19 protein-coding genes are annotated in these 17,554 nt (G+C 66.8%); 6 read left to right on the top strand and 13 right to left on the bottom strand.

From position 1 onward, the window contains the following. Positions 1–61 precede the first annotated feature (61 nt). Positions 62–841 (bottom strand): nucleotidyltransferase family protein, encoded by a 780-nt coding sequence (locus tag M9799_RS09115; RefSeq protein ID WP_231043222.1) that lies wholly within the window; start codon positions 839–841, stop codon positions 62–64. A 193-nt stretch (positions 842–1,034) separates the two neighbouring features. Between M9799_RS09115 and tkt the strand changes: the two genes are divergently transcribed. From tkt to M9799_RS09100, 3 genes are all read left to right on the top strand, one after another. Further along, positions 1,035–3,077, top strand: coding sequence for a transketolase (tkt, locus tag M9799_RS09110; RefSeq protein ID WP_231042766.1), 2,043 nt, complete (start codon positions 1,035–1,037; stop codon positions 3,075–3,077). A gap of 33 nt (positions 3,078–3,110) precedes the next feature. Next, on the top strand, positions 3,111–4,115 hold the full coding sequence (gap, locus tag M9799_RS09105) for a type I glyceraldehyde-3-phosphate dehydrogenase (RefSeq protein ID WP_231042767.1): 1,005 nt from the start codon (positions 3,111–3,113) through the stop codon (positions 4,113–4,115). A 175-nt stretch (positions 4,116–4,290) separates the two neighbouring features. After that, entirely contained in the window at positions 4,291–5,265 is a 975-nt protein-coding gene (locus tag M9799_RS09100; protein ID WP_231042768.1) for a Bug family tripartite tricarboxylate transporter substrate binding protein, read from the top strand. A 259-nt stretch (positions 5,266–5,524) separates the two neighbouring features. Here M9799_RS09100 and M9799_RS09095 read toward each other — a convergent pair whose 3' ends face one another. Next, entirely contained in the window at positions 5,525–6,028 is a 504-nt protein-coding gene (locus tag M9799_RS09095) for a pyridoxamine 5'-phosphate oxidase family protein (RefSeq protein WP_231042769.1), read from the bottom strand. 156 nt (positions 6,029–6,184) lie between these two features. Beyond that, the gene (locus M9799_RS09090) at positions 6,185–6,469 is read right to left on the bottom strand and encodes a hypothetical protein (RefSeq protein WP_231042770.1); all 285 of its coding nucleotides are present in this window, start codon (positions 6,467–6,469) and stop codon (positions 6,185–6,187) included. Between the two features lie 175 nt (positions 6,470–6,644). Here M9799_RS09090 and M9799_RS09085 point away from each other — a divergent pair, with 175 nt between their 5' ends. Continuing rightward, positions 6,645–7,550 (top strand): pirin family protein, encoded by a 906-nt coding sequence (locus M9799_RS09085; RefSeq protein ID WP_231042771.1) that lies wholly within the window; start codon positions 6,645–6,647, stop codon positions 7,548–7,550. A gap of 3 nt (positions 7,551–7,553) precedes the next feature. Here M9799_RS09085 and M9799_RS09080 read toward each other — a convergent pair whose 3' ends face one another. Next, positions 7,554–7,910 carry an HPF/RaiA family ribosome-associated protein gene (locus M9799_RS09080; protein WP_231042772.1) on the bottom strand — a complete coding sequence of 119 codons (357 nt, stop codon included), beginning with the start codon at positions 7,908–7,910 and terminating at the stop codon, positions 7,554–7,556. 186 nt (positions 7,911–8,096) lie between these two features. On the opposite strand from M9799_RS09080, the gene M9799_RS09075 reads away from it, so the two are divergent. Then, positions 8,097–8,972: a gamma-glutamyl-gamma-aminobutyrate hydrolase family protein gene (locus tag M9799_RS09075; RefSeq protein ID WP_231042773.1), complete on the top strand. Its 876-nt coding sequence runs from the start codon at positions 8,097–8,099 to the stop codon at positions 8,970–8,972. 168 nt (positions 8,973–9,140) lie between these two features. Here the strand turns inward: M9799_RS09075 and M9799_RS09070 are convergent, their stop codons facing one another. The 5 genes from M9799_RS09070 to M9799_RS09050 form a co-directional block, all read right to left on the bottom strand. Next, positions 9,141–9,611, bottom strand: coding sequence for an FKBP-type peptidyl-prolyl cis-trans isomerase (locus M9799_RS09070; RefSeq protein ID WP_231042774.1), 471 nt, complete (start codon positions 9,609–9,611; stop codon positions 9,141–9,143). A gap of 14 nt (positions 9,612–9,625) precedes the next feature. Next, positions 9,626–10,720: a pirin family protein gene (locus M9799_RS09065; RefSeq protein WP_231042775.1), complete on the bottom strand. Its 1,095-nt coding sequence runs from the start codon at positions 10,718–10,720 to the stop codon at positions 9,626–9,628. Positions 10,721–11,004: 284 nt separating this feature from the next. After that, complete coding sequence (locus tag M9799_RS09060; RefSeq protein WP_231042776.1) at positions 11,005–11,709, bottom strand: glutathione S-transferase N-terminal domain-containing protein; 705 nt, start codon at positions 11,707–11,709, stop codon at positions 11,005–11,007. Positions 11,710–11,811: 102 nt separating this feature from the next. Next, positions 11,812–12,381: a DUF1439 domain-containing protein gene (locus tag M9799_RS09055; RefSeq protein ID WP_231042777.1), complete on the bottom strand. Its 570-nt coding sequence runs from the start codon at positions 12,379–12,381 to the stop codon at positions 11,812–11,814. A gap of 121 nt (positions 12,382–12,502) precedes the next feature. Next, a complete protein-coding gene (locus M9799_RS09050) occupies positions 12,503–13,468 on the bottom strand; it encodes a tripartite tricarboxylate transporter substrate-binding protein (RefSeq protein ID WP_231042778.1) in 966 nt (321 codons plus the stop codon). Positions 13,469–13,552: 84 nt separating this feature from the next. Between M9799_RS09050 and M9799_RS09045 the strand changes: the two genes are divergently transcribed. Further along, positions 13,553–14,182 carry a DUF924 family protein gene (locus tag M9799_RS09045; RefSeq protein WP_231042779.1) on the top strand — a complete coding sequence of 210 codons (630 nt, stop codon included), beginning with the start codon at positions 13,553–13,555 and terminating at the stop codon, positions 14,180–14,182. A 3-nt stretch (positions 14,183–14,185) separates the two neighbouring features. Here M9799_RS09045 and M9799_RS09040 read toward each other — a convergent pair whose 3' ends face one another. The 4 genes from M9799_RS09040 to M9799_RS09025 form a co-directional block, all read right to left on the bottom strand. Continuing rightward, on the bottom strand, positions 14,186–15,259 hold the full coding sequence (locus M9799_RS09040) for an acyltransferase family protein (protein ID WP_231042780.1): 1,074 nt from the start codon (positions 15,257–15,259) through the stop codon (positions 14,186–14,188). 546 nt (positions 15,260–15,805) lie between these two features. Next, positions 15,806–16,057: a hypothetical protein gene (locus tag M9799_RS09035; RefSeq protein ID WP_231042781.1), complete on the bottom strand. Its 252-nt coding sequence runs from the start codon at positions 16,055–16,057 to the stop codon at positions 15,806–15,808. Positions 16,058–16,164: 107 nt separating this feature from the next. Beyond that, positions 16,165–16,932 (bottom strand): tRNA-uridine aminocarboxypropyltransferase, encoded by a 768-nt coding sequence (locus M9799_RS09030; protein ID WP_250621330.1) that lies wholly within the window; start codon positions 16,930–16,932, stop codon positions 16,165–16,167. Continuing rightward, positions 16,917–17,522, bottom strand: coding sequence for a class I SAM-dependent methyltransferase (locus M9799_RS09025; protein WP_231042783.1), 606 nt, complete (start codon positions 17,520–17,522; stop codon positions 16,917–16,919). Before M9799_RS09025 ends, M9799_RS09030 begins: the two co-directional genes overlap by 16 nt. Positions 17,523–17,554: the final 32 nt, after the last annotated feature.

Raw genomic sequence — 17,554 nt, 5'->3', positions numbered from 1 at the left:
ATTGGAGGATTGACCACTATTTGCAATCTGTACGGTACAGCGTCAAGTACGCGACATTGTCCTACACAACCGAACCGGCCGCCGCGGAGTTCAGGCGCTGCAGCCTCTCGGGCGTGCCCACATCGGTCCAGCGCCCTTCGTAAATGGAAGCCTTCACCCGCCCGGCCGCCATGGCCCGGCGCAGCAGCGGCCCGAGCGCGGCGCGCCTGCCTTCGGGGTTGCCAGGGGGAATATCGCACCAGGGCGCGGCAAACAGCTCGGCGCGCAGCAGCGCGATCGTGCTGTAGGTCCAGCGTGGGCGCGGGTCATCCTCTGGCAGGTCCAGCGCCAGGCCGTCTTCGCCCAGGCCGAAGTCGCCCCGCGGATGGTGCTCGGGATTGGGCACCAGCCAGACATGCGCCAGCGCTTCGCCGGCCGCGAAACGCGCCGCTGCATCCGCATCGAAGCTGAAATCCGGCGCAAACACATCGCCCGCGGCCAGCCAGAACACCTCTGCCAGCTGCGGCAGCGCGCGCGCGATGCCGCCCGCGGTTTCCAGCGCCGGGCCCTGGCCCGAAGGATCCTCGTCCGAATAGACCAGGTCCAGCGCAACGCCCGCCTGCGCGAAGCGCGCACCCAGCCGCGCGGGAATCTGCGCCCCCAGCCAGCCCAGATTGATGACCGCGCGCGGCACACCGGCGCGCGCCAGCGCCTGCAGATGCCACTGCAGCAGCGGCTGGCCCTGCACCTCGAGCAGCGGCTTGGGACAGTGGTCGGTCAGCGGCCGCATGCGCTCGCCCCGGCCCGCGGCCAGCAGCATGGCAGGAGGCTGGAGCGCGGATGAAGAGACTTCGGAAGGCATCCCCGAGGGAGTCCCTGAGGGAATGGGAAAGGAAGCAGAAGGCATGCGCTGGGGACTCCGGAAATGCACTCTGGCCAGGGTTTTGACCATGGCCAGCACTGTAGTGCATTGCCCCGCGTTGCCGTGCAAAACCAGCCACCGCTTAAAATGGCGGGCTTCTCCTGACAAACAACCTCCTTTTCGGAGCGCCCCGATGGCCAACACTCAACAAATGGCGAATGCGATCCGCGCACTCGCAATGGATGCCGTTCAACAAGCCAACTCCGGTCATCCCGGCGCCCCGATGGGCATGGCCGACATGGCCGTGGCGCTGTGGAGCCGCCACCTGCAGCACAACCCGGTCAACCCGCAGTGGGCCGACCGCGACCGTTTCATCCTGTCGAACGGCCACGGCTCGATGCTGATCTACGCGCTGCTGCACCTCACCGGCTACGACCTGCCGATGAGCGAGCTGAAGAACTTCCGCCAGTTGCACAGCAAGACCGCAGGCCACCCGGAAGTCGGCGTGACCCCGGGCGTCGAGACCACCACCGGCCCGCTGGGCCAGGGCATCACCAATGCCGTGGGCTTCGCACTGGCCGAGAAGCTGCTGGCCGCCGAGTTCAACCGCGAAGGCCACGAGATCGTCAACCACAACACCTATGTGTTCATGGGCGACGGCTGCCTGATGGAAGGCATCTCGCACGAAGCCGCCGCGCTGGCCGGCGCCTGGAAGCTCAACAAGCTGATCGCGCTGTACGACGACAACGGCATCTCCATCGACGGCCAGGTCGCGCCTTGGTTCATCGACAACACCGCCCAGCGTTTCGAGGCCTATGGCTGGAACGTGGTCGGCCCCGTGGACGGCCATGACGTCGAAGCCATCGACGCCGCCATCGCCCACGCCAAGCAAAGCGCCACCAAGCCCACGCTGGTGATCTGCAAGACCAGCATCGGCAAGGGCTCGCCCAACCGCCAGAACACCGCCAAGGCCCACGGCGAGCCCCTGGGCGGCGAGGAAATCGGCCTGACGCGCACCGCGCTGGGCTGGGCGCACACGCCCTTCGAGATTCCCGCGGACGTCTACGGCGACTGGGACGCGAAGACCGCCGGCGCCAAGACCGAAGCCGAGTGGGACCGGAAGTTCGCCGCCTACGCCAAGGCCTACCCCGAACTGGCGGCCGAATTCACGCGCCGCATGGCCGGCGACCTGCCGAAGAACTTCGCCCAGGTCGCGGTCAACACCGTGGTCGACACCATCACCAAGGGCGAGACCGTGGCCAGCCGCAAGGCCAGCCAGATGGCGCTCGAAGCCTTCACCGCCGCGCTGCCCGAAATGCTCGGCGGCTCGGCCGACCTGACCGGCTCGAACCTCACCAACACCAAGAGCACGCCGCCGCTGCGCTTCGACGAGGAAGGCGCCGTGGTCAAGAACGAATACGGCGTCGGCGGCCGCCACATCAACTATGGCGTGCGCGAATTCGGCATGGCCGCAATCATGAACGGCATCGCGCTGCATGGCGGTTTCATCCCCTACGCCGGCACCTTCCTGACGTTCAGCGACTATAGCCGCAACGCCATCCGCATGGCGGCGCTGATGAAGCAGCGCGTCATCCACGTCTTCACCCATGACTCCATCGGCCTGGGCGAAGACGGCCCGACGCACCAGTCGATCGAGCATGCCGCCAGCCTGCGCCTGATCCCCGGCCTCGACGTCTGGCGCCCCGCCGACACCACCGAAACCGCGGTCGCCTGGAGCGCCGCGCTGTCGCAGCGCAACAAGCCCACGGCGCTGCTGCTGAGCCGCCAGAACCTGGCCTATGCGCACAAGCGCGACGCCGGCGACATCAGCCGCGGCGCCTATGTGCTCAGCGAGCCGGCCGACATCGGCCTGAAGCAGGCTGCCCAGGCGGTGATCATCGCCACCGGCTCGGAAGTGCAGCTGGCGCTGGCCGCGCAAAAGCTCCTGGCCATCAAGAAGATCGCCGTGCGCGTGGTCTCCATGCCCAGCACCACGACCTTCGATCTCGAAGACGTGCGCTACAAGACCAAGGTGCTGCCCGCCAACCTGCCGCGCATCGCGGTGGAGATGGGCGTGACCGACTTCTGGTGGAAGTACGGCTGCGCGGCCGTGGTCGGCATCGACAGCTACGGCGAATCGGCACCGGCCAACGTGCTGTTCAAGCACTTCGGCTTCACCGAGGACAATGTCGCGGCCACGGTCCAGGCCGTGCTGCGCCAGCAGAAGAAAAAGTAAGCAGGTTTCGTCATTTCACATCAAGAGGCAAATATGACCATCAAAGTAGGTATCAACGGGTTCGGCCGCATCGGCCGCATGGTGTTCCGCGCGGCAGTGCAGAACTTCGGCAGCGACATCGAGATCGTCGCCATCAACGACCTGCTGGAACCCGATTACCTGGCCTACATGCTCAAGTACGACAGCGTGCACGGCCGCTTCCAGGGCACCGTGGCCGTCGAAGGCAACACGCTGGTGGTCAACGGCAAGTCGATCCGCCTGACGCAGGAACGCGACCCGGCCGCCCTGAAGTGGAACGAAGTCGGCGCCGATGTCGTGATCGAAGCCACGGGCCTGTTCCTGACCAAGGAAACCGCGCAGAAGCACCTCGACGCGGGCGCGAAGAAGGTCATCCTGTCGGCGCCTTCCAAGGACGACACCCCGATGTTCGTGTTCGGCGTGAACTGCAAGACCTACGCCGGCGAAGCGATCATCTCGAACGCCTCGTGCACGACCAACTGCCTGGCTCCCGTGGCCAAGGTGCTCAACGACAAGTGGGGCATCAAGCGCGGCCTGATGACGACCGTGCACGCCGCCACCGCCACACAGAAGACCGTGGACGGCCCCTCGAACAAGGACTGGCGCGGCGGCCGCGGCATCCTGGAGAACATCATTCCCTCGAGCACTGGCGCCGCCAAGGCCGTGGGCGTGGTCATTCCCGAGCTGAACAAGAAGCTCACGGGCATGTCCTTCCGCGTGCCGACCTCCGACGTGTCGGTGGTCGACCTGACGGTGGAACTCAACAGCGAAGCCACCTACGCCGAGATCTGCGCCGAAATGAAGGCCCAGTCCGAAGGCGCGCTCAAGGGCGTGCTGGGCTACACGGAAGACAAGGTGGTGGCCACCGACTTCCGCGGCGAGTCCTGCACCTCGGTGTTCGACGCCGAAGCCGGCATCGCGCTGGACAAGACCTTCGTCAAGATCGTCAGCTGGTACGACAACGAATGGGGCTACTCGAACAAGTGCCTGGAGATGGTGCGCGTTGTAGCTGCCAAGTAAAAGCTTTCTGCGCTGACGAGCGCAGGATCTTTGCAAAGCGCCAGTCCTGCAAGGGGCCGGCGCTTTTTTCATGGGCGAAGAATGTTTTGCGCATTTGCTCATGCAAAAGAATGCGTTGGCCGGGCGCCTTCAGGTTCATAGACTGGCTGGTTCACACCGCTTTGAATCCACGCCCATGCAACTGTCCGCCCTGTCCCGCCGCCGCCTTCTGGCCTTCACTGCTTTTGCCTGGGGCATCAGCGCCGCCGGTTTGGCCCACGCCGCCGACCGCACCATCCATATCGTCGTGCCCTTCGGCGCCGGCGCGGTGCAGGACACCGTGCTGCGCGCCTTCAGCAACGAGCTGGGCCAGGCGCTGCGGGCGAGCATCGTGATCGAGAACAAGCCCGGCGCCGGCGGCACGCTGGGCACGCTGGGCGTGGCGCGCGCCAGGCCCGATGGCAACACACTGGTCATGGCCGCTGCCAGCCACCATTTCACGGGCCATATGTACCCGAAGCTGGGCTTCCATCCGGTCAACGACTTCGAACCCGTGGCGCTGGTGGCCTCCTCGGGCTACGTGATTGCCGCGCCCGCGGGCGCGGCGCGCACGCTCGGACAGTGGGTCGAAGCCGCCAAGGCCAGTCCCACGCCCTGGAACTACGCCTCGGCCGGCAACGGCAGCGCCTCGCATCTGGGCATGGCCTCGTTCCTGGCGCAGGCCAGGCTCGAGCAGCAGCACATCCCCTACAAATCCACGGGAGACGCCGTGCGCGAGCTGCTGGCCGGCCGCGTGCAGGGCGTGACCGCCGCCACCACCGGCCTGATTGCCTTCAAGGATGACCCGCGCGTGCAGCTGCTGGCCTATACCGGCCCGAAGCGCTCGCCCTTCCTGCCCGATCTGCCCACGGTGGCCGAATCGGGTTTCCCGGGTTTCCAGTTCGACACCTGGTATGGGCTGCTGGCACCGGCCGGCACGCCGGCAGAGGAAGTGCGCAAGATCAATGCGGCCGTCAACAAGGTGCTGGCCGATCCCGTGGTGCAGGAACGCGTGCGCAAGCTCGGCGCCGAAGCCGCAACGGATACGCCCGCGGGCTTCAAGGCACTGCTGGCGAAGGATTGGACGACTGCGGGGAATGTGGTGCGGGTGTCGGGGGCGCGGGTGGAGTGACGGGCTTGCGCTGCTATAGGGCAGGCCCGTCATCCTTCGATCCTTCGACAAGCTCAGGATCAGGACGAACGGTTTACGCCCGGTTCGTGGTGAGCCTGCCGAACCATGAACGGCCTGCGCTACCGGAAAGACACCGCCCTTCGTCAGGCTCAAGGCTTGGGTAAAAGAGCTGCCATTTTCCTTGAGCCTGCCTGGGCAGCCGCGTCGAAGGGTGCCTTGTGAACAGGCACCAGAAAGGGCCCTCGCAGGCCCCTTTGGCTCAAACCTGAACCGTCTTGTGCTCGCCCATTCCCTTGGGCGGCTCGCCGGTCACCGCGGCCTTGGCCATCTTGAACAGCTGCACCAGCTGGTTCTCCTTGACGTTCCAGTACTCGGCCGAAGACACGGGCGCGACCAGCACCGCGAGGTCCGGGTCCTCGACGCCGCCCGGGAACCAGGCCTGGGCCTGCGTGGACCAGAGCTTTTCCTTGAGCGCGCGGTCTTCGCTCAGGTGGGCCGAGCTGCTCACCGACACATAGCTGTCTTCCTCGGGATCGGCAAAGCTGATCTGGATCTGGGCGTCATTGCCCACGCACTGCGCCAGATCGTGCTGCTTGTTGATCAGGAAGTAGAAATGCACGTGTTCGTCCATGCCTTCCTTGTTGGCCATGGTCATGGGACAGGCACGCAGCGTGCCATCCGGGTGGCGGTGGGTGATCATGGCAAAGCGGATCTCCTTGACCAGCTCCCAAAGGGTTTCGCGCGGATTCTTGTCGTCGGCCATATGCATCTCCTGGTGAACGGGTGAACGGTTTGATCCTTGACTCTATTGGTCCTACCCATCCTGGTCTGTCAGAGAAGGGCCCCTGCGGTTGTCCCCAGCTCCAGGCCGAAAAAAAGCCCCTTGCGGGGCTTCATTGACGGCAGTGGGCAACCGGCGTCATGCGGAAGCGGCGGCCGTGGTGGCGTTGGAGCCCTGCACTTCGATGTCGCCCTGGGACACATACAGATCGAATTCCTCCTTGGCCAGGGTCACCGTCACGGGCTGGCCTTCGGATTCCCACGACAGCACCAGGCTGGCGATGGCGGTGGCCACGTCGACCTTCTGGCCGACGGGGATGTCCTCGAGGGCGCCATCGCCGACGCGGTGCTGCACATGGCCGCGGATGACGGCCTGGAAATGCTCGGGATAAGCGGTGCGAGGCTCAGTGCTGGGAGTAGACATGTAAAGCTCCTGAAAAATGAAAAGCGCTGGGTCTGGAAGGCACCGAAAGGCCGGGCCTGCCAGCGCGGCAGCAGACCAGGACCGAAAGATATGGATGCATCTGTTAATTTAATGCCTGCACGCCGAGCTGTTTGTCAGCCATGTGCTTCTTACGTATCTCCCTGAAGGAAACCCCATGTCCGCTGATGTCTCCTCCCCCGAGCGCCTGGCCACCCGCATGGCCGATGTCGGCGGACTGCCGGTGCACCGTGCCGTGCCGCAGCGCGCCTTGCGCAAGGTCGGCGCCTGGTGCTTTCTCGACCACCTCGGCCCGGCGGTGCAGCATGGCGAGCGCAGCCTGCAGGTCGGGCCGCACCCGCATATCGGCCTGCAGACCTTCACCTGGATGATCGAGGGCGAGGTGCTGCACCGCGACAGCCTGGGCTCGGAGCAGGTGATCCGCCCCGGCCAGGTCAACCTGATGACCGCCGGCCATGGCATTGCCCATTCCGAGGAAAGCCTGGGCAGCCCGCGCATCCACGCGGCCCAGCTGTGGATCGCGCTGCCTGGCAGCGAACGGGGGATGCCGCCGCGCTTCCAGCACTATCCCGACGTTCCACGCTGCAGCCAGGACGGGCTGGACATCAGCGTGCTGGCCGGCGAGGCCTTGGGCCAGGTTTCGCCGGTGCAGGTGCACAGCCCGCTGGTGGCGCTGGACCTGAGCCTGCGCGCCGATGCCCCGTCCCCGGTCACGGCCGAGCTGCCGCTGCGCGCGGATTTCGAGTACGCGGTGCTGGGGCTGACGGGCGGCATCACGGTCGATGGACTGGCCGCCGCGCCCGATGAGCTGCTGTTCCTGCCCGCGGGCCGCGGCGTGCTGCGGCTGCAGTGCACGCCCGGCACGCGGCTGCTGCTGGTGGGCGGCGCGCCCATGCATGAGGACGTCGTGGTGTGGTGGAATTTCGTCGGCCGCACGCAGGAGGAAATCGCGCAGGCGCTGGCCGATTGGGAGGCGGGCACGGGCCGCTTCGGTGCGCCCGTGGCCTCGCCCCTGGCGCCGTTGCGCGCGCCCGCGCTCGAAGGCCGGCTGCGCGCGGGCTGAGCCTTACTCGTCGAGGGGTTCCTGCGTACGGATGGTCTCGCGGCCGTTCTTGTCCTTGAGGCGGCCCAGCTCGGATTCCAGCGCACGCATCAGCTTCTCGGTCGCGGCATTCACGGCATCGGCGATCTTCTCGGCTTCGGCGTTCACCGCGGTGGGCTGGCGGCCGTTGACCCGGGTTTCGAGCACGCAGCGCGTGAGGCCGCCCTGGGTCTTGCGCGCATCGGTATCCGAGAGGAAGACGTCGACCCGCGTCGTGTATTCCTTGAAGCGCGACAGGCGCCCTTGAAGCTCCCCCTGGACCCATTTCGCGAGCGCTTCCCCGCCTTCGATGAGATGGTCCGTGTGCACCTGGATCTGCATGTTTTCTCCTTTTGCCTGGTTGGTTCGGTAAACCATCCTAGCCCCAAAACCTGCTCCAGTCATGACCCTGACAGCAGCTAGCGGTGGACGCTGACCTCGGTTTGGCCTACACGCAAAGCCCTTGGGCCGGCGCCATAATCCCATCCATCCGCAGCGACCTGGCGCCTCGGCGCCTGCTTCCCAGCCATGTCCCAGCCCGCCTCAAGACGCCTCAAGATCGGCCTGTCGGCCTGCTTTTCCCACGCCGACCCCGACCGCTCCCTGTTCACCGGAAAGACCCTGCAGTACGTCGAGCAATCCATCGCCCACTGGATCATGTCGGCCGGGGCCATGGTGGTGATGGTGCCCTGCCCCACGGGCGAGACCGCGCGCGGCGACGTGACGCTGGCGCACTATGCCGAATGGCTCGATGGCGTGGTGATGCATGGCGGCGCCGATGTCTGGCCCGGCAGCTATGGCGAGGAGCCGCTGCGCCCGGAATGGCTGGGCGACCGCGTGCGCGACCTCTACGACCTGGCGCTGGTCGAGGCCTTCTCCCAGGCCGGCAAGCCGATCTTCGGCGTCTGCCGCGGCCTGCAGCTGATCAACGTGGCCTTCGGCGGCACGCTCTACCAGGATCTGTTGACCCAGGTGCCGGGCGCGCAGGTGCACCGCGATGCCAAGCAGTACGACCGCCATGCGCATGACATCGCGCTGGTGTCCGGTTCACGCCTGTCGCAGCTCTACCCTGGCCAGCTGCGCGCGCGCGTCAACAGCATCCACCACCAGGGCATCAAGCAGATCGCACCGAATTTCGAGGTCGAGGCCTGGAGCATTCCCGACCACATCCCCGAAGCCATCCGCCGCGCGCCGCGCCCGGGCGGCGGGTATATCGCCGCGACGCAGTGGCACCCGGAATTCCGCAGCGAGGACGGCAGCACGCTGGACGATTCGGCGCTGCTGGGCGACTTCCTGCAGGCCTGCAGCCGCAGCCGGGCCTTCCCCTTCCCGGGGCACAGCCCGTTCCAGATCAGGGACCGGGCGGCGCGGTTGCTCAAGAGGGCGTTGCTGCGCAGGAGGTAAATAACGGCTTGGGTTATTTCTCGGGCAGGCCCTTCACCCTTCGATCCTTCGACAAGCTCAGGATCAGGGCGAACGGTTAAAAATCCGTTCGTCCTGAGCCTGTCGAAGGATGGACGGCCTCTCGAGCAAGTGGCACTGATGCAAGCTCTTGAGCGCCGCAACTACCCATCAATGATGGTGCCCATGCCCCCCATGCACATGCCGGTGGCTGATTTCCTCGGAGGTCGCGGCGCGCACGTCGTTGACCTTGCAGCTGAAGCGCAGCGCCATGCCGGCCAGCGGGTGGTTGCCGTCGAGCAGCACTTCCGGGCCCTTGATCTTCATCACGTGGTAGATCTGCGGCTCGCCGCGGTCGTTGGTGCCGCGCAGCTGGCCGCCGACCTTGACGCCCGGGGGGAACTCCGACTTCGGGATGCTGCGCTTGAGGCTTTCGTCGCGTTCGCCGAATGCGTCCTCGACGGCCAGGTCCACGGTCAGCGTGGCGCCCACGGCCTTGCCTTCGAGCGCTTCCTCGACCTTGGCAAACAGGTTGTCGTAGCCGCCCTGCAGATAGGCCACATCGCCCTCGTCCAGGCGCTTGCCCTGCGTATCGGTGATGGTGTAGTGGATGGTGACCGCGGTGTCTTTGCTGATGTTCATGGAATAGTGGTCCTTCAAAGGGCTGCGTCCAGCCCGGCTTGCGGATTGTCCCCGATTGCGGCCGCGGCGGGCGGCAATTCGTCCTCGCTGCAGCCCGGGTAGCGCGCGAAGCGGCGCGGGGCGCTGCCATGCACCGGGTCCTGCTGCGGCCAGGGCCAGCCACCGAACTGGGTGCGGCGGTAGTCCTGCAGCGCCTGCATGATCTCCTGCTGGGTGTTCATCACGAAGGGCCCGTATTGCGCCACCGGCTCGTTCAGCGGCTGGCCCTGCAGCAGCAGGCACTCGACCGGAGTGCTGCCGGGGTTGCTCAGCTGCCAGTCCTGGCCGGCGACGATTTCCAGCGCCGCATGCGCGTCGGCCTGCTGGTTGCCGATGCGCAGTTGCTCGCCGGCAAAGAAATACAGCATGCGGCGCGTGCCCTGGCCGCGCGCCGCGGGCAGGGTCCAGGTGGCGCCGGGCTCCAGCAGCAGCGTCCAGATCGCCAGATCCGACGCATCCTTGGCGGCCCAGGATTCGGGCGGCGGCGCCAGCGCGGGATCGGCCCCTTCCAGTGCGCCAGCAACGACCGTCACCGTGGTGCGCGCGCCGTTTCCATCGGTGTGCACCAGGCGCGGAATGCGCTCGTCCCAGAACATGGTGAAGTGCGGCGCCACCATCTTCGAGGCCGCGGGCAGGTTCAGCCAGATCTGGAACAGCTCCAGCGGGTTGGGCGCTTCGGTGTCGAGCAGCGGAAACATCTCCGAGTGCACGACGCCCTGCCCGGCCGTGAGCCACTGCACGTCGCCGCGGCCGAAGCGCGCGGCCGCGCCCAGCGAATCCGCATGGTCGATCAGGCCCTTGCGCACCAGCGTCACGGTCTCGAAGCCGCGGTGCGGATGGCCGGGAAAGCCGGGCACGCTGTCGCCGTGGTACATGCTCCAGCCGTCCTTGCGGCTGAAGTCGCTGCCCATCTGCCGGCCCTCGAATTCCACCGCCTGCACGCCCATGCGGCCGTCGCCGGCCGGGTAGCTGTCGTCATGGTGGGCGCAGAACAGGAAGGGATCGAGCGTGGGCCACTGGTGGCCCAGCGGCTGGGCCTTGAGGACGGGTTGGGTGGCGGTGATGGTCATGGGCGGCTCCTGGGATGGCGCGGCCTGCGGCAGATGCGCCGCAGGCCAACATGGGGATATGCCATTAGATGCGAGCACCCGGGGCAAAGAGAAGGGCCACCGGTGGGACGGTGTGTCGCGCGGAGCGGCGATCAAGCTTTGCCAGCTCGACCCGGAAGCCCTCTATCCGTTCGCCCTGAGCTTGTCGAAGGGTGGAGGGTCTCCCCCAGACAATCCCAGGCTTCGACAAGCTCAGCCCGAACGGGGGATGGGAAGTGCGGCTGCGCCCCGCTAGGCCCGCGCCGCTACCCGCGCGGCGGAATCTCCAGCCCGCGCTGCACTGCCGGCCGCTCCAGCCATTTCTCCAGCACGCGGCGCAGCTGACCGTATTGCTCCCAGCCCACGATGTCCGCGGCCTCGTAGAAACCGACCAGGTTGCGCACCCAGGGCAGGATCGCGATGTCGGCCACGGTGTAGTCGCGGCCCATGATCCAGTCGCGGCCCTCGAGGCGCTGGTCCAGCACCTTGAGCAGGCGCTGCGCCTCGGCCACATAGCGGTCGCGCGGGCGCTTGTCCTCGTAGTCCTTGCCGGCAAAGCGGTGGAAGAAGCCCAGCTGGCCGAACATCGGCCCGACGCCGCCCATCTGGAACATGAGCCATTGCAGCGTCTCGTAGCGCGCGATGGCGTCCAGCGGCATGAACTGCCCGGTCTTTTCGGCCAGGTAGATCAGGATCGCGCCCGACTCGAACAGCGCCAGCGGCTGGCCGCCCGGGCCATGCGGGTCGAGGATGGCGGGAATCTTGTTGTTCGGGTTCAGCGACAGGAAGGCCGGCGACAGCTGGTCCTGGCTGTCGAAGCGCACCGTATGCGCTTCATAGGCCAGGCCGGTTTCCTCGAGCATGATCGACACCTTGACGCCGTTGGGCGTGGGCAGCGAGTACAGCTGCAGGCGTTCGGGGTGCCGGGGCGGCCATTTGCGGGTGACGGGAAAGACGGACAGATCGGTCATGGGCATCAAGGCTGGTTGCACTGGACCAATGACTGCCGCCGCCGGCGCGGCAGTCCTTGCAGACCGGCGCTCATCGCAGGCCCGCTTGCATGTTACGCGCCTTCAGCGCGTCTGTGGCTTGCGCTCCAGCGCGATCTCCAGGCCCCGGGGCGTGACGCGCATCGCGCCCGGCTGCATGTCCAGCGCATCCATCAGCGCCAGGTCCTTCTGCTCCATCTGGTAGAGCACCAGCTCGCCCAGCGCCTGCTCCGCAATGGAGGGGCCGTAGGTGTTGAGCATGTCCGCCAGCGCCGGTGGCAGGCCGTCCAGCGTCAGGCTGTGGACCTTGACGCGCTGCGCGCGCACGCTGCGGTCCGTGGGTTCGTAGCGCAGCCCGAAATCCGCCTCCATGCGCCCGTCATAGGTCTGCTGTTTGAGCACCGGCCCCGAGAGGCGGGCCGTGAGCTGCGCCTTGATCAGATCGGTTTCAGGCAGCAGCTGCAGCCGCGGCGCCTGCAACTCCAGCTGCAGCAGCCCCGCCACCGGATAGGGCCGCGGAAAACGCGTGGCCACCGCCTGCTGGAGTTTTTCGGGGGAAACGACCACATGCTTGGGCAGCGCCTTGCCGGAGCAGGCGGTGGACAGCAAGGCAGTGGACCCCAGGGAGGCAAGCAGGAAACAGCGGCGCAGCATGGCAAACGAAACTCGTGTTAAGACAACAGGGACCAACGAAGATAGCGGCCACACCAACCATTGGAGTAGGCCTGCATCGCCATTTCGTGCAGGAATGTCTTACAAAGTTCCCGCTATCGCCTCACTGGGGCGCGATTTTCGCGGCCTGTATCACGCTGCCCCAGCGCTTGACCTCCGATGCCAGCAGCGCCGCCGCCTCCTGCGGGGTGCTGGACTGCGCGTCCACATTCAGCTCCCTGAGCTTTTTCTTCACCTCGGGCGCATCGAGCGCCGCCACGATCGCCTGGTTCAACCGCGCGATGACCGGCGCCGGCGTCTTCGCGGGCGCCGCCAGGCCGTTCCAGCTGCGCGCCACGTAGTTGGACAGGCCGGCCTCGCGGGTGGTGGGTACCTGGGGCAGCGCGGCCGCGCGCTTGTCGCTGGCCACCGCCAGCGCGCGCAGCGCCCCAGACTGTATCTGCGTGAGCACCGGCGCGACGATCTCCACCGCCGCGTCGATCTGGCCGCCGCGCAGTGCGGTGACCACCGCCGGCGTGCCGTTGAACGGCACCACCTGCACCTGCACGCCGGCCGCCGACTTGAACATCTCGGCCGTCAGATGCTGCGTGCTGCCGACATTGATCGAGCCCAGGTTCAGCTGGCCGGGATGGGCCTTGGCAAATGCCAGCAGCTCGCCCAGGTTCCTGAAGCGCGAATTGCCGGCAGTGACCACCGCCAGGTCGAAGTAGCCCAGCGTCGAGACCGGCGCGAAGTCCTGCAGCGTCTTGAAGGGCAGGGCCCGGAACAGGCCCTCGCTGACCGCGGTGGCGTTGGACATCAGCAGCAGGGTATGGCCGTCGGGCGCGGCCTTGGCGACGGCGTCGCCCGCGGCGATGCCGCCCGCGCCCGGCTTGTTCTCGATCACCACCGGCTGGCCCAGCGTACCGGCCATCTTCTGGGCCACGACCCGCGCCGTGACGTCGGCCACACCGCCGGCGCCAAAAGGCACCACGATGCGCACCGGCTTGGTGGGAAATTTCTGGGCAAAAGCCGGCGGCGCGAAAAGCGCCGCCACTGCCAGGGCGCCGAGCATATGCTTGAATTTCATGATGTCGTCCGTAGTCAGGGTTTAAGGCTATCACGCGCCGCGTAGGCACAATGAAGCTCTCCCAGCTTTCTGAAAAACCCTTCCATGCCAGTTGCATCCTCCAACGCCGATCCCCGCATTGACGAACTGCTGAGCTACTGGCTTGGTGCTCCGTATCCCACCGATGCCGACGCGCTCGCGCGCCAGTCGCTGTGGTTCACCAAGTCGGCCGCCACCGATGCCGAGATCGGCACGCGCTTCGGGCCGCTGGTGGAGCAGGCCCTGGCTGGCACGCTCGATGGCTGGGCGCAGACTCCACGCGGCCGGCTGGCGCTGATCGTGCTGCTGGACCAGTTCACGCGCAACCTGTTCCGCGGCACGGCCAAAAGCTTTGCCGGCGATGCGCACGCCCTGCAGCTGGCGCTGGACGGCATCCTCGAGGGCCATGACGTGGACCCCGGCGTGCCGGACGTGGCGCGCATCTTCTTCTATCTGCCGCTGGAGCATGCCGAGGACGGCCCGCTGCAGGAGCAGAGCGTGGCCCTGTTCAAGAAGCTGCACGAGCTGGCGCTGCCGCAGACGCGCAGCTTCCTTGCCGGCACGCTGGATTACGCGCACCGGCACCAGGAGGTGATCAAGCGCTTCGGCCGCTTTCCCCACCGCAACCCGATACTGGGCCGGGAAAGCACACCGGCTGAACTGGAGTACCTGGCCCAGCCGGGTTCAGGGTTCTGACCCTCAGCCCGCGGTGGCGGGCACGCGGCGCCCATCGGACGCGCCCTTGGGCCGGTCGCGCCAGCGCAGGGCCCAGCGCTCGATGGTGTAGAACGACAGCGCCGACAGCGCCACCGAGATCGCCAGGCCCGCGACCACGACCACCGGCCACGAATACTCGGCGCGCAGATAGCGCACCACCGGGTAGTGCCACAGGTACACGCCATAGGACAAACGGCCCAGCTGCACCAGCAGCGGCGCGCGCAGCATCTCGAAGACCAGGCCGCGCTGCTGCTGCACCGCCACCAGCAGCACCAGCGCCGCGCATTCGACCACCGTCAGGCCCCAGATCATGACTGCCTGGTTGTCCCATTCGAGGCGCATGAGCAGCGGGATCGCCAGCGGCAGCCACATGACATGGGGAATGCGTTTTTGCAGCGCCTGGATCCATTGCGGCTTTTCGGTCACCACCGCGGCCAGCAGGCTGCCGGCCAGCAGGCCCGAAGCGCGGGTGTCGAAGCGGAAGAAGATTTCATAGAAGTGCTGCCCCTGGCCGACCCAGAACAGGCGCCACAGCGTGGTCAGCATCCACAGCAGCAGGATCGACCGCCACAGGTTGCCGGCCTGGGTCTTGCGCAGCATCAGCACCAGCAGCGGCGGCCAGACCAGATAGAAATGCTCCTCGACCGACAGCGACCACATGTGCAGCAGCGTTTCGGGGCTGTCGAAGAAGGCGATGCCGTAGTCGGCCAGATACAGCGCCGACACCAGCGCGTCCTGATGGATGTCGTCCAGGTCCGGCCACAGCAGCGGCGCGATCAGGCAATAGGCCGCGAGGAACAGCAGCAGCGCGGGCATCAGCCGGAAGAAACGGCGGCGGTAGAAGCGCCAGTAATCGAGGCGTTCGTTTTCCTGGAACTCCTGCAGCAGCAGCGAGGTGATCAGGAATCCGCTGAGCACGAAGAACAGGTCCACACCCAGGAATGCGCCCTCGAACATCGGGACATGTGCATGGGACAGAAGCACCAGCACGATGGCCACGCCCCGCAAGCCATCGAGGGCGGGGTTGTAGCGCAGTTTGAAGTCTTGCAGAGCCAAACCCGGAGAACCTTTCCATCTTCGGGCACGGCCCGGGACAATCAATGATCAGGGAGCACAACCGGGCAGCAACAGCACTTTGCACGGACAGGCCCGGCCCGCGCTGCCGCCAGTGGAAGGGGCAGTGCAGGAAACTACGGCACAGACGGATAGCGGGTGGGAATTTGCTTCTGTCTCACAGGTCTTGCAGATGTTGCGGCCCGCGGAGGCGGTGGCACAACGTTGCTGTCTGGCGAGAGGTCCGGCCGGCTGAAATGATCAGCTGTTTCATTCTAACCACGGTTCTGTCTCAGTTCCGTGCTATGAAATTTAAAGCCAGCCGAATCCCGCAACAAGGGAAAAATGCCTACAACGCTTGTAAGCATTAGTAGGAAGTGTGGTGGTCCCTACCCTCTGGGAAGGCAGGAATTCCATGCACCGCCAGGCGCAATGGCGGCGCGAACTGTATCGAATGAAAGATGATGCAACGCGCCCGAGGGGCCGTGCGGGCGGCCCTGTGGACGCCAGGGAAATGCGGCATGGACTGCGCGGTCCACGCATCCCGGCTCAGCGCTTGACCATGGACCAGCCCGCATGCTGGTTCTGCTTGTCGTTCTCGTAATCCCAGACCGTGCCGCACTGGTCGCACTGGTAGCGCGTGATGGTCACCAGCCCCGAGGCGCGCTCCTCCTTGCGGTTGCCGCGCTGCTGCAGCTCCACGTGGCCGGGCGCGCGGCGCCAGTTGCGCTGGATGCCGGCGCAGGAGGCGCAGAGGTGCGCAGGGGTGGGTTCGGGCTTGGAGGAGCGGGCTTCGGTCATGGGATGGGGCTCGAATTTTCAGGCATGGCGGCCAAAGACCGCAGGGGGCGTGATTGTGCCGCAACCCCCGCGGCACAGCGCCTTGCAAGGGGAAAGCGCGCAGAGCCTCAGCCCGCGGGCGCGGCCGGGCGCAACGCGCGCAGCTGCCGGTGCGCGGCGCTGTCGAGGTCGGGCGGCAGCTGGTGCTTGGCCTGCAGGTAATGGTGGGTGAAGGCGTCGAAATAGGCTTCGAGCGTCTGCGCGGCGCGCGTGTCGCCGCCCAGCTCCAGGCACAGGGCCGCGACCTCGGCGGTGCAGAAGTGGTCGCCGCGGGTGGAGCGCCGCAGCTGGTAGCGCGAGACCTGCTCGGCCAGCAGGCTCAGCACCGGAAAGCGGTCGAGATACGGGCTCTTGCGAAACATCTTGCGCGCCTCGGACCAGGTTGCGTCCAGCAGCACGTACAGCGGCCGCCGTCCGGACTGCGCCGCCGGCGCCACCGCGTGCACGGCGCGCCCCTCGGCCGCATATTCACCAGGAAACACCACGTAGGGCTGCCACTGCGGATCGGCCAGCAGCGCCAGCAGGCCCGGGTCGACTTCGGTGCGCGCCCAGCCAAAGGCAAAACTGTCCTGCACGACATCCGCCACCAGCCAGCCGGTGTTGCTCGGCTTGAGCGGCTCGGTGTCGGCCATCAGCAGGCAGACGCCGGCGCGCGTCGGCTGCGTCGGGCGCAGCGCGCACAGGCAGTGGCTCGGGCGCAGCCGGCAGCCGGCGCAGCGCTCGCCGCGCGGGCCGCCGCGCGCCAGGAAGGGCTTGACGCTGCGCGCCAGGCGCGCCGCGCGCAGGCGCGCCACGGCGTGGGGAGTGGGGTCCTGGGCCATCAGCGCCCCGCGCATTCCAGCTCGAACAGCGGCACCTCGGCATCGCGGTGCAGCCAGATGCCGCCACCCATCTCGATGAAGCTCTGCGACAGACCGCGCCGGTACAGCTGCGCGCGGTGGCGGAACAGGCGCGGATCGGTCAGCGTCTCGTCGAGGATGTCGCGCTCCCAGTCCTCGTGCGACACCGCCTCGATGTACAGCGCGCCCCGGCCCAGCGCGGCGAAATTGTGCAGCGCCTGCTTGAGGTCGGCGGCGCTCAGATAGGGCAGCACGCCCTGGCAGATGACGAAATCGAAGGCTTCGCTGGCGCGGTAGTCGACCACGGAGCCGCGCTCCCAGCCAAAGCGCTCGCACAGGTAGGCGCTGTATTCGACGCCATGGAAGCTGGCCTGCGGAAAGTGCTGCGCGATGATGCCGCGCCACAGGCCGATGCCGCAGCCCACATCGAGCACCCGGCGCACCGGCACGCGCAGGTACTTGAGGTAGCTGCAGACGAAGTTGCCCAGGCGCTCCATGTGCTGGGGATCGACCACGCTGGTTTTCTTGTCGAAATAGTAGCGCTGGTAATACGCCTCGTCGAACCAGCTGTCGCTTGCAGATTTCACGCCCACTCCTCCCTCGATACCGGCATTCGAGT

The sequence above is a fragment of the Comamonas endophytica genome, from assembly GCF_023634805.2.
GTDB classification, from domain to species: domain Bacteria; phylum Pseudomonadota; class Gammaproteobacteria; order Burkholderiales; family Burkholderiaceae_C; genus Comamonas; species Comamonas endophytica.
The sequence above is the reverse complement of the archived record's forward strand: the minus strand, read 5'-3'. Positions and strand labels throughout refer to the sequence as shown.